Source organism: Alcaligenes sp., from assembly GCF_050255915.1.
Taxonomy (GTDB): Bacteria; Pseudomonadota; Gammaproteobacteria; order Burkholderiales; family Burkholderiaceae_B; genus Alcaligenes; species Alcaligenes aquatilis.
On record NZ_JBFWIQ010000007.1, the window covers coordinates 101,346 to 113,225 of the forward strand.

Annotated in this window: 12 protein-coding genes; 7 read left to right on the top strand and 5 right to left on the bottom strand. The window is 55.9% G+C overall.

Annotated features, from left to right (window positions below; translation table 11 throughout):
- Positions 1-408: 408 nt before the first annotated feature.
- From AB7E06_RS10630 to AB7E06_RS10660, 7 genes are all read left to right on the top strand, one after another.
- Entirely contained in the window at positions 409-900 is a 492-nt protein-coding gene (locus AB7E06_RS10630; RefSeq protein WP_162988252.1) for a low molecular weight protein-tyrosine-phosphatase, read from the top strand.
- A 142-nt stretch (positions 901-1,042) separates the two neighbouring features.
- Complete coding sequence (gene iscR / locus AB7E06_RS10635; protein ID WP_021446710.1) at positions 1,043-1,519, top strand: Fe-S cluster assembly transcriptional regulator IscR; 477 nt, start codon at positions 1,043-1,045, stop codon at positions 1,517-1,519.
- A 34-nt stretch (positions 1,520-1,553) separates the two neighbouring features.
- The gene (locus AB7E06_RS10640; RefSeq protein ID WP_346548755.1) at positions 1,554-2,747 is read left to right on the top strand and encodes an IscS subfamily cysteine desulfurase; all 1,194 of its coding nucleotides are present in this window, start codon (positions 1,554-1,556) and stop codon (positions 2,745-2,747) included.
- Positions 2,744-3,127 (top strand): iron-sulfur cluster assembly scaffold protein, encoded by a 384-nt coding sequence (locus AB7E06_RS10645; protein WP_094196428.1) that lies wholly within the window; start codon positions 2,744-2,746, stop codon positions 3,125-3,127. The genes AB7E06_RS10640 and AB7E06_RS10645 overlap by 4 nt, the downstream gene beginning before the upstream one ends.
- A 53-nt stretch (positions 3,128-3,180) precedes the next feature.
- The gene (locus tag AB7E06_RS10650) at positions 3,181-3,504 is read left to right on the top strand and encodes a HesB/IscA family protein (protein ID WP_094196429.1); all 324 of its coding nucleotides are present in this window, start codon (positions 3,181-3,183) and stop codon (positions 3,502-3,504) included.
- Positions 3,505-3,510: 6 nt separating this feature from the next.
- Positions 3,511-4,389 (top strand): methylglyoxal synthase, encoded by an 879-nt coding sequence (locus tag AB7E06_RS10655; RefSeq protein WP_042479804.1) that lies wholly within the window; start codon positions 3,511-3,513, stop codon positions 4,387-4,389.
- Positions 4,390-4,670: 281 nt separating this feature from the next.
- The gene (locus AB7E06_RS10660; protein WP_427956879.1) at positions 4,671-5,687 is read left to right on the top strand and encodes a Bug family tripartite tricarboxylate transporter substrate binding protein; all 1,017 of its coding nucleotides are present in this window, start codon (positions 4,671-4,673) and stop codon (positions 5,685-5,687) included.
- Between the two features lie 183 nt (positions 5,688-5,870).
- Here AB7E06_RS10660 and lysS read toward each other — a convergent pair whose 3' ends face one another.
- The 5 genes from lysS to infA form a co-directional block, all read right to left on the bottom strand.
- Positions 5,871-7,394 (bottom strand): lysine--tRNA ligase, encoded by a 1,524-nt coding sequence (gene lysS / locus AB7E06_RS10665; protein WP_094196431.1) that lies wholly within the window; start codon positions 7,392-7,394, stop codon positions 5,871-5,873.
- Between the two features lie 11 nt (positions 7,395-7,405).
- On the bottom strand, positions 7,406-8,143 hold the full coding sequence (locus tag AB7E06_RS10670) for an SDR family NAD(P)-dependent oxidoreductase (protein WP_321278328.1): 738 nt from the start codon (positions 8,141-8,143) through the stop codon (positions 7,406-7,408).
- A gap of 1 nt (position 8,144) precedes the next feature.
- Positions 8,145-9,249 (bottom strand): peptide chain release factor 2 gene (gene prfB, locus AB7E06_RS10675; RefSeq protein WP_108727332.1). Its coding sequence is split into 2 segments (ribosomal slippage): positions 8,145-9,167 and positions 9,169-9,249, totalling 1,104 coding nucleotides; the frame shifts between segments, so codons are not numbered across the junction.
- A 111-nt stretch (positions 9,250-9,360) separates the two neighbouring features.
- Positions 9,361-11,070, bottom strand: coding sequence for a methyl-accepting chemotaxis protein (locus AB7E06_RS10680; RefSeq protein WP_108728696.1), 1,710 nt, complete (start codon positions 11,068-11,070; stop codon positions 9,361-9,363).
- Positions 11,071-11,181: 111 nt separating this feature from the next.
- Positions 11,182-11,454, bottom strand: coding sequence for a translation initiation factor IF-1 (gene infA / locus AB7E06_RS10685; RefSeq protein ID WP_094196433.1), 273 nt, complete (start codon positions 11,452-11,454; stop codon positions 11,182-11,184).
- Between the last annotated feature and the right edge of the window lie 426 nt (positions 11,455-11,880).

Genomic DNA, 11,880 nt, shown 5'->3' on the forward strand with positions numbered 1-11,880 from the left:
TGTGCCTTGGGCAGGAGCGCAAACCTTCGCTTGGACCAGATGGGGCGTGTGTGTGTCGGTATCAGGCTTAACCCCTTCCTGGGAACGTGGAGCTTTTTCATCTTTGCTTGTTGCTGTTGTGTATTCGCAACTAGGCTTGGACGAAAAGACAGTAAAAGCACGGTTCCGCTACCGGCTTTCATCGCTCAGGTGTATTGCTTGATTTATCTCATCTCGTGAAGGCGCAGTATCCGCTAAGCAAAGGGTGCCGCGCCTTTGGTTTATTCCAAACTTCAAGCACCGGCGTACTGTTCTTATTTGCAGCCCCCAAACGATCCGGGTTTGCTGTTTCCAAGGCCGTATCGGGGATCTGTTTTAGGCCCTTGCTCCGTCTTGCCTTATTTGGGGTTTTCCCGCAGACTTTGACGCATTATGAGTAAGGTTCTGTTTGTCTGTACAGGGAATATTTGCCGCTCCCCCAGCGCCGAAGGTGTCTTGCGCCAACTGGTTGACCAAGCCAGTTTGTCGGAGGCTATTTTGGTGGACTCAGCCGCCACGCATGGCTTTCATGTTGGCGAGCATCCTGACACACGCGCACAGATAGCCGCTCGTAAACGCGGTTATGACATCTCTACCTATCAGGCCCGACAGGTCCAGCGCGAGGACTTTCGCAACTTCGACCTTATCTTGAGCATGGACTGGGAAAATCACGCTGCCTTGCAGCAAATGTGTCCTCCCATGTACCGTCACAAGCTCATGTTGCTGATGCGTTTTGCCACTGATTACGAAGCGGCTACCGTGCCTGATCCTTATTATGGTGGCCAGGATGGCTTCAATAAGGTCATGGACTATATTGAGGATGCCTGCCAGGGCGTATTCGAGTTGGTTCGCAAGCGCGTACCCAATTACCGTGCTGCCTGAGCGACTAAAATAACACTGCAGTATAAGTGTAAAAACACACGCTCAAGCACGGTAGTTTCCCCTGTATTTGCTATACTGGACCAAATTGGTCGGATTTGCCCTTGGCAATCCGGCCGCTTTCGCCTTTGGCAAGGAAACTATCATGCGTTTGACGACAAAAGGGCGTTTCGCCGTAACCGCGATGATCGATCTTGCGCTGCGCCAGCAAAGTGGACCGGTGACGCTCGCAGGCATCAGCCAGCGACAGGGTATCTCGCTCTCCTATCTTGAACAGTTATTTGGCAAGTTGCGCCGCCATGAACTGGTCGATAGTGTGCGGGGTCCGGGTGGTGGCTATACGCTTGCGCGTCTGGCCCGCCACATCACCGTTGCTGACATTGTGTTTGCGGTCGATGAGCCCGTTGATGCTACCCAGTGTGGTGGCAAGGGTAATTGCAAGCAGGGCACAAATGGGCAGAAAGGCGAGTGCATGACTCACGAGCTTTGGGCGACGCTTAGTCGTAAAATGGTCGATTATCTGGACTCTGTCTCGCTACAGGACTTGGTTGATCAGCAGCGTCTGCGTCAGCTCAAGTTGGCCGCTCAGGAAGCCGGTCAGCCAGAAGAATGTACTTTATAGCGGGCAGTCGCCGCTACTGACTCCGGAGTTTTGTATGAGTCGCGCTCAGCGTATTTATATGGATTATGCCGCCACCACACCGGTAGACCCGCGTGTGGCCGACAGCATGATTCCCTGGTTGACGGAACGATTTGGCAATCCCGCCTCCAGCAGCCATCCTTATGGATGGGATGCGGAAGAAGCCGTGGATCAGGCGCGTCGTCAGGTTGCCTCCCTGGTCGGGGCAGAGCCGCGAGAAATCGTCTGGACTTCCGGTGCGACCGAAGCCATCAATCTGGCCTTGAAGGGTGCCGCACAGTTTTATCAGTCCAAGGGCCGCCATATTATTACCGTCCGTACGGAGCACAAGGCCGTGCTCGACACCTGTCTGGCCTTGCAGGACGAAGGGTTTGAAGTCACCTTTCTGGATGTCCTGCCCAGTGGTCTGATTGATCCGCAGGCGTTTGAACAAGCCATTCGTCCCGATACCATCCTGGCCTCGGTCATGCTGGTGAATAACGAAATTGGTGTGATTCAGGATGTGCAGGCTTTGGGTGCAATTTGCCGTGAGCACAAGGTGCTGTTCCATGTGGACGCCGCCCAGGCTACCGGCAAGGTGGCGATCAATCTGCAGGAATGGCCGGTGGATTTGATGTCCATGTCGGCCCACAAGACCTACGGTCCCAAAGGGATAGGTGCCTTGTATATCCGCCGTAAACCGGCGGTGCGTCTGAAAGCGCAGATTCATGGTGGAGGTCACGAGCGCGGCTTTCGTTCCGGCACCTTGGCCACACATCAGATCGTGGGCATGGGACGTGCGTTTGAGTTGGCCGCCCAGGAAATGGATACAGACAATCAGCGCATCACCGCGCTGCGTGATCGGCTGTGGGCTGGTTTGCAGCAGATCCCAGATTTGTACCTGAACGGCACCTTCGATGAGCGTGTGCCACATAACCTGAACATCAGTGTGGATCACATCGAGGGTGAAGCCCTGATGATGGCCCTGACTGATTTGGCCGTGTCCAGTGGCTCGGCCTGTACGTCGGCCAGTTTGGAGCCGTCTTATGTATTGACGGCCCTGGGTCGTAGCGATCAGTTGGCACACAGTTCCTTGCGTTTGAGTCTGGGCCGTTTCACGACCGAGCAGGACATTGATGACACGATTGCCGCCATCGGTCGTGTGGTTGAACAATTGCGGGCCATCTCTCCTTTATGGAGCGAGTCCGCTTCGGAGCCGTTCACGCAATGAGATATAGTGACGCTGTCATGGAGCATTTTCTGCGCCCGCGTCATGTGGGTGTCATGAACAGCAGTGATGCTGACGTAGGCACGGGGGAGGCAGGAAGCTACCAAACCGGGGCCTTGATTCGTATCCAGCTCAAAGTATCGGAGCAGGGTCAGATTCAGGAGAGCTGTTTCAAGGCTTATGGCTGTGGCTGTACCATCGCAGCTGCTTCATTTGCGGCGCAATGGCTGCAAGATCGCAGTCTGGAGCAAGCGGCCCAGTTCTCGTCCACGGATGTGCAGCAAGCATTGGAATTGCCACCGGTCAAAGTGCATTGTGCTTTGTTGGTCCAGGAGGCGGTTCAGGCTGCCGTTGCCTCGGTACAGAACAAAGGCGCGTTTTAGTTGTCCAAGCCTGAAGGCTGAATCCCCTTCAGGTTTATAGAAAGGAAAAGATTATGTCTATTTCTCTTACTCAGCCCGCCGCAGAACATATCCAGCGTCATTTGAAAAAACGCGGGGGCGGTTTGGGGCTACGTTTAGGTGTACGTCTGACCGGTTGCTCGGGTCTGGCCTACAAGCTGGATTTTGTTGATGAGCCGGTTCAAGGCGATCAACTGTTTGAAGAGCACGGCGTTAAACTGTTTGTTGATCCCAAGAGCCTGCCCTTTATTGATGGCACGCGTCTGGATTATGGCCGCGATGGCCTCAATGAAGGTTTTAAATTCATCAATCCAAACGAGAAAGCCTCCTGCGGGTGTGGCGAATCGTTTACCGTGTAGGAACTCATGTCATTACGTTTCGGTTTGGCGGCCAATCAGTTGCACCATGATTCGGCAGATGCGGCTTTGTTTCAGTGGTTGCGGCGCTCAGCCAGCGGTATTCGCGAGTTGGAAGTTGAGCTTTATACGGTGGGTCGTACCTGTAATGCCATCGAGCGTTCGGGCCTGCTGGAAGGCTATGGCGGCCTGGTTCGCTATCCTTATGGTCGTGATGGCGGCTTGATGAAGCTGGTTGCCCGGGTCACACAAAGCCCGGATGGCACTCCGCCTTTTGATGGCGCCATTTATCTGATTGACCCGGTAGACCCATCTTCCATTTTCCCGGAAGCATTGGCGCTCAAGCGTCAGTGCATTACGCATGGTCGTCCTTTTATTTCGACCCTGATGGGGGCGATTGAATGGATTGAAGTGGAGCGAGTCAGTCGTGGCCTGTGGCCCGACTCCAGCTGCAAACGTATTTTTGACTTCCCCAACCAAACTCTGGCCTTGATCGCGCACGATGCACTCAAGGACAAGATGGTTGAGTTCGCTGACAAGCATTTCGACCTGCTGTCCCGTTTTGGCCAACGCGTGGGAACAGGGACGACCAGTCGCTTGTTGAACGAGCTGGCTTGGTCCAAAGGCTGGCCCAAGGAAACCCCCTGGATTCAGTCTTATCTAAGCGGTCCTTTGGGCGGCGATGCGCAAATTGCCGAGCTGGTACTGGAAAACCGTTGCCAGCGTGTGATCTTCTTCGAGGACCCGCACGTCGCACGTCAGCACGAGGCCGACATCCAGTTGCTGGAACGCGCGGTGCGTGTGGTGGCAGATAAGGCTTCGTGTTTCTCCTCGCCCGAAGTGGCCCATAAATGGGCACAGGCGGTGATGCGTTTGCCGGTGGATTGATTGTGCAGGGATGGACGTACAGGCCTTGCAAGGTTTATTTAAAAACCTTGTGATGGCAGTAAAAAAGGACGCTTAAAAGCGTCCTTTTTTGTTTCACATGAGGTTCGTTGGGCCAGTTTCCCTGACTGTACGAACATCCCTGGCAGGGCCTTGATCAATGACACGGGAAAGGTCTGCTTGATCCGTGGGCGGGGCTTCTCTAGACTACGATCGTGATTTGCAAGCACCGCAAGACAATGTCGCCCAGTCAATAGGGCAGTGTGGAGATACCGGAGGCAGGCTTGAATCGTCGCATGATCTTGAATGCTATGGGTGCGGGTATGCTTGCCCGGCTTGGAGGTGCTGTTTCCTCACTAGGTGCTGCATTTATTACGGCGTCGGCACACACGCAGCAGCTCGATGACTTCCCTTCGGGGCCCGTGCGCATTGTTGTTCCGGTGAATCCGGGTGGCAACGCCGATCGCATTGCGCGAATGCTGGCGCAAAGCCTTGCCGAATTGTGGCAACAAACAGTGATTGTGGACAATGTGCCCGGCGCGCACACCAGTCTTGGTGTCAACCGGGTCGTTCGCGCGGCACCGACCGGCCACACGTTGTTGTCCAGTGGTGACCAGCTCGCGATCAATGCTGCCCTTGGCCGCAAACTACCTTATAGCCCGACCGATGTTCGTGGCGTAACTCGTACCATTGTTAATTCGCAGGTGTTGGTAGTTCGCCCAGGCTTGGGTGTCAGCCATTTTGATGAGTACGTGACGCTGCTTAAACAGCGACCTGGCGAAGTATCCGCCGCGCTGCCGATTGGCTATGGCAGTATCTATCATCTGGCTGTCGAGATGCTTAATCAGCGTTTGGGTACGCAAACCAATAACATCCCTTACGCGGGAGGGGCGCCGGCTGTTTTGGACATATTAGGCGGGCATGTAGATGCGGCGCTTATTGATATCTCTGGGACAACCCAGAACATTCAGAAGCGTGAGCTCATTCCTCTGGCGGTGACGTCGCTGGAGCGTTCGAAGGTTTTGCCGGATGTTCCCACTTTTCATGAGTTGGGTGTATCTGATTTCGTGATCGAAAGTTGGCAGGGCATCTTTGTGCCACGTGCCACGCCCGATGAGGTCGTCGCTGTGCTGAATCGCGATATTACGGCTGTACTTGGTTCCCGCGAGTTTGCTGCTCCTCTGGAGGAACTGGGCTTTGTGATCGCCCCTGGATCGGCTGAGTCGCTGGATCAGATTGTGGCGCGTGATATTGCTTTGTTTCGTGACGTAGCGGCCGTTGCTGGTATCAAACCTGAGTGATGTCTGCCCTTACGGGCTTGGGGCTGGCTAATGCGGCGATGGGAGTGAGGGGCGGTTCCCGAACAGACAGAATAGCTGCGTATGTGCGTATGTGCGTATGTGCGTATGTGCGTATGGGGGGCGAAGACGCATAAAGAAAAACGCGCGGTCAAGGCCGCGCGTTTTTCTGTCTTGAGACTGTGATTAGTCTTCGCGACGCAGGTGCGGGAACAGGATCACGTCACGGATAGCAGGGCTATCGGTCAGCAACATGACCAGTCGGTCGATACCGATACCGCAGCCGCCTGTAGGAGGCATGCCGTATTCCAGGGCACGGATGTAGTCCGCGTCGTAGAACATGGCTTCTTCGTCGCCAGCATCCTTGGCCTGAACCTGAGCCTGGAAGCGAGCGGCCTGGTCTTCAGGGTCGTTCAACTCCGAGAAGCCATTGGCAATCTCGCGACCCGTGATGAACAGCTCAAAGCGCTCGGTAATGCCTTCCTGGGTGTCCGAGGCACGTGCCAGCGGCGACACTTCTACGGGGTAGTCCACGATGAAAGTGGGGTGCCACAGCTTGGATTCGGCTGTTTCTTCAAATAGAGCCAGTTGCAAGGCACCCAGGCCGGCATCACGCAGCGGGGGCGAGTTCACGTCCACTTTCAGGCGAGCCAGCTCAGTACGCAGGAACTGGATGTCTTCCAGTTGTTCGATCTGGTAGGAAGGCGCGTACTTCATGATGGCGCCGGTAATGGTCAGGCGATCAAAAGGCAGGCTCAGATCCAGCTCGCGTTCCTGATATTGCAGGGTAGCGGTACCACGGGCGCTGATCGCGGCTTCGCGTATCAGGTTTTCGGTGAAGTCCATCAGCCACTGGTAATCCGTGTAGGCCGCGTAGAACTCCATCATGGTGAATTCGGGGTTGTGACGAGGGCTGACGCCTTCGTTACGGAAGTTGCGGTTGATCTCGAACACGCGCTCGAAACCGCCCACGATCAAACGCTTCAGGTACAGCTCGGGAGCAATACGCAGGTACATTTCCATGTCCAGCGCATTGTGGTGGGTCACAAAGGGTTTGGCCGATGCGCCACCCGGAATGGGGTGCAGCATCGGGGTTTCCACTTCCAGGAAATCGGCCTGGGCCATGTGCTGACGCAGGCTGCTCATGACCTTGCTGCGGGCCAGGAAGGTTTGACGGGTGTCTTCACCCATGATCAGGTCGACGTAGCGCTGACGGTACTTCAATTCCTGGTCGGCCAGACCGTGGAATTTGTCGGGCAGGGGACGTAGGGACTTGGCCAGCAGGCGCACGCTGGAGGCGTGCACGGATAGTTCGCCCTTATTGGTTTTGAAGACGGTGCCTTCCACGGCCAGGATGTCACCGATATCCCAGCCCTTGAATTGCGCATAGTTCTCTTCACCCAGTGCGGCTTTGTCCAGATAGATCTGGATACGGCCGGAGGCATCTTGCAGCGTGGCAAAGCTGGCTTTGCCCATGACACGCTTGAGCATCATGCGGCCAGCCACTTTCACGACTTTATGGCTTGCAGCCAGCGCCTCTTTGTCCTGCTCGCCGTATTGCTTGTGCAGCTCGGCAGCGTGGGCATCAGGGCGAAAATCGTTGGGGTAGGCGATGCCATTTTCGCGCAGGCGGTCCAGCTTGGAACGACGCTCGGCAATCAGGCGGTTTTCGTCTACGACGGGTGCGGAAGTGTCTAGCGATTCAGTCATTGTGTCAGTACTTATTCGTAGTGGCGGATGTCGTCCAGGACGTGCTGGCCAAACTCCGGGCTGTTCAGGTGGCGCAAAATTCGCTCTGCGGTATCGTCCGGGCTGCTTAGCTGGCCTTGCTGATGCAGGTCGATAAAGCGGCTCAGGTTCGGGAACTGATCGCGGGACTGGCTACGGATATGGCCTTGCATATCCGTATCGACCACGCCCGGAGCCAGAGAGCAAACGGCCAGCTCGGGATTTTCCAGTTTCAGGGTTTGCGTATAGAAATCCAGTGCTGCCTTGCTGGAGCCATACACGGCCCAGCCCGAAACGGGCTTGCGGCCAGCACCCGAGGAGATATTGAGCACCTGGCGCTGGGCATCCTTGGGGGCGCCTTGCAAAAAGGCGGCGGTCAGGCTCATGACACTGGCGACATTCAATTGCAGCGCCTGTGTAATGGCCTGGGCATCGAGCAGGTGGCTGGCCTGCCCAACGGGATCAACCGTGCCTGCATTATTAATGAGGACGTAGCGTTGAGCCTGTGTCTGGCTGATCAAGGCTTGCAGGGCCTTGGCAGCCTCTTGTGCGCCTTCCGCGCTGGCCAGATCCACTTGCAGATGCTGATGAGCCCCTTGGGGCGCATCCAGTAGCAGTTCGCTGCGGGCCAGAGTGATCAACTGATGGCCAGCAGCCAGCGCCTGACGCGCCAGGGACAAGCCCAGGCCGCGAGAGGCACCGCTTAGAACAGTCAGCGTGGAAGTGTGCATATTAAACCCCTTGTTTCAAGCTGGCTTGAATAAAGGCATCCAGGTCGCCATCCAGAATCTTCTGGGTATTGGAGCTTTCGTAGTTGGTACGCAAGTCCTTGATGCGGCTTTGGTCCAGCACGTAGGAACGGATCTGGTGGCCCCAACCCACATCGCTCTTGGAGTCTTCCAGCTTTTGCTGCTCGGCCATGCGGTTGCGCATTTCCAGCTCGTACAGACGCGATTTCAGCATTTGCATGGCTTCAGCACGGTTACGGTGCTGCGAGCGGTCGTTCTGACACTGCACCACAATGCCGCTGGGTTCGTGCGTAATACGAACGGCCGAGTCGGTTTTGTTAATGTGCTGACCACCCGCACCACTGGCACGGTAGGTGTCGATACGTAAGTCGGCCGGATTGATTTCCACTTCAAAGGAATCATCGATTTCCGGGTAGACGAATACGCTGGTGAACGAGGTGTGACGGCCGTTGGACGAGTCGAAAGGGCTTTTGCGAACCAGACGATGCACGCCGGTTTCAGTGCGCAAAAAGCCGTAGGCGTAATCGCCTTCAATCTTGATGGTGGCCGATTTGATACCGGCAACGTCACCGTCAGACTGTTCCAGGATTTCAGCCTTAAAGCCTTTGTGTTCGGCATAGCGCACATACATGCGCAGCAGCATGGAGGCCCAGTCCTGGGCTTCGGTACCACCCGCACCGGCCTGAATATCCATAAAGCAATTGAGCGGATCGGCAGGGTTGGAGAACATGCGGCGAAATTCCAGCTCTTCGATGCGGCTGGCCATGGCGGCACAATCTTCCTCGATGGCGGCGATGGTGGCATCGTCATCGTCCATCGCGGCAAGCTCAAACAGATCCTGGGAATCTTTCAAGCCCGTGTGCAAGGCGTCCAGCACATGCACCACGTTTTCCAGACTTTTCTTTTCGCGGCCCAGATCCTGGGCGTGTTGAGGGTCGTTCCAGACGTTGGGGTCCTCGAGTTCGGCATTGACTACGTGCAAACGATGCGCTTTGTCATCGTAGTCAAAGATACCTCCGTAAGGCATTTTCCCGCTCCGAATAATCGGCAAGGCGGGCTTCCAGTTGATTAAGTCGTTCCGATTCCATGATTCAGCGGCTTTCCTATATTTGAGGTGCCATCCGCGCCAGCCAGCAGGGCGGCGCGCGGCAAACTTCCGATTTTACCCTTATCGGAGGTCTATGGCACGTATTGGCCGCTCAGGAACTGGACATTGTGCAAGCAGCGGTGCGATAGGTGGACGCAGATTGATAGGAAGGTCGGTGTGAGAGGGTGGGCACAGTGGGGGCAGAGGGTTCAGCAAGATCGCTATCCAGGCTGAAATGGGCCACCACCTGGGCCAGAAACGTCGTTTGTTCCAACTGCTCCTGGGCCGTGTGGGCACTGTGTTCAAGCAGTTGGCGGTTGGACTGACCTTGCTGGTCCAGACGCGTCATGACCTGGTTTACGTATTCGATATGTGTCGCCTGATCCTGAGAGGCCTGGGCAATATCGGCCACAATACTGCGCATTTCATTGACTTTGTCTTGTGTGCTGGCCATGACCTGCGCCATGCCGCGCGCGGCCACCGAGCTTTGTTCGGTTTGTTCGACCGAGCTGGAAATTAAGGTGGAAACTTGTTGCAAGGCATCGGTGGAGCGCAAAGCCAAATTACGCACTTCAGCGGCAACCACCGCAAAGCCATGACCGTGCACACCCGCTCGGGCGGCTTCCACGGCAGCATTCAGGGCCAAAATATTGGTCTGGAAGGCAATGCTGCGGATCAGCTTGGTGATCTCGCTCATTTTGTGTGAGCTGTCGGCAATGGCGTTGATGGTATCGAGCAAGTTTTGGGCGGCCTGGTTGCCCTGTGCGACCTGACTGGACGTGTCTTGAGCCAGTTGGTCGGCCGTTCGGGCCTGTTTGGCGTTCTGTCTGACGGTATCGGCCAGTTGATTCATGGTTTTGACCGTCTGGTTCAGCTCAGTGGACTGCTCTAGAATTTGTTCGCCCAGGTTATGGCTTGCCGACACAATTGCTGTTGAGCCATCGCGGATCAGGCCAGTTTGTTCACGGATCTGATGTACGACGGTTTGCACGCCCTGCCCAATTCCGTTCAGGGCGCTTAACAAGGTGCCGAACTCGTCGTGACGACGGACGTTGAGCTGGGCGTTGAGTTTACCCTTGGCCAGTTCCTTGGCCAGATTTGCGCCTTGATCCAGGGGTTGTTTGATGGAGCGATAGAGCAAGCGCAGGGCCGCTGAGCTGGCGATGAAAAACAGAGCCAGAGCGGCCAGTGCAAGGCTGAAAGCACGATCGCTGCTGCGGCCAGCCAGATCCAGAGAACGGTCCAGGCGTTCGCTGAATTGATGCTCGAATTCATCCAGTGTGTGTGTGATTTGGGCGGAGGCTTGAATGTATTGCTGGCTGAACACCAGCACTTTGGCCATCAAGGCATTGGGCAAGGCAATGCGGATCGTGCCGTTGTCATCTTCAAACTGGCCACTGGCCGTTTGAATCGCCTCGGACTGAACCTGACTAAGGGCCAGGGTCTGTTCATAGGCAGAGCGCAGCAAATCCTGCTCAGCCGGCTCCAGCTCCAGATCCCTGAAACGGTCCAGCATTGCTAAGGTGACCCCTTCCTGATCGGCTTGGGCACCGGTAAACACCGCCAGCAGACGGCGGAAGTTATCCTGAAATTCAATTTGCTCGCTGGAGACAAAGGCGATGGCCTGACGGCTGAGCAATTCGCTGATGCGTTTGAAGTCTTTGCTGAGCGCCGTGGTGTCGTGGCGCTGGGCTTCCAGGTGCTTGCGTTGTTCGATGCTGTTGCTCAGGTGCTGCAGGGCAATCAGCATCAGGACTAAAAACAGGCTCAGGGTTGCAAAGTAGGCGATAAAGCCGGTTTTGAGCGTCAGTAGTTTTTTCAAGGCGACTCCCACAAAGAGTGGGGTGCACCCAAGCGCTGATGGCTCTTGTCGCACCCCTGTCAGGCGCACCTATCTTTGCATCTGATTGTGACAGGGGTGTGGCGCTATGTCTTAACGACGGTGGGGGGGGCGGCGAGGGGCAGAGGTCGGGGCGCCAACACGCTTGGGCAAGTGGCGGAAAATGATGCGACCTTTGCTCAGGTCGTAGGGCGACATTTCCAGGGTGACGCTGTCGCCAGCCAGAATACGGATGTGGTGCTTGCGCATTTTGCCGCCCGTGTAGGCGATAACGGCGTGACCGTTGTCCAGGGTGACACGAAAGCGTGAGTCAGGCAGGATTTCGGTGACGGAACCTTGCATTTCAAGTAGCTCTTCTTTGGCCATAAATCGGGACTCCTTTAAAAATAATGATTCCCGTCAGGCCCTGCTGGGCGGGACGGGGACGGGCGTGGCAACCAGGCAGACCGACAAACCGTACAAACGGTGTCTGGTGTCCAGCCTTGCACTAGGCCCATGAAAATTGAGGTGAATCTGTGTCTGTCAGAACGGTTGGGTTCCAGACAGGGTCGGGTTGATCAAATTGAAAACACGCCCGCCGTTCGTGGGAAGAACCGGCCAGGGCAGACAGGGTCTGCCTACCTGAAAAACGGGCAAAAACACGAATACTTGCCAGAAACGTAGACCTGCATAACGACGCGCGGGACAGTCCCTTGCGGTTAAGAGTGCTGGTTGTGGTGCCAAGTAATGCACTTGGGGCGCTTGATCGGGTCAAGCTTTATTCCCAAAAGTGGGGGTGTTTCAAGGTCGATT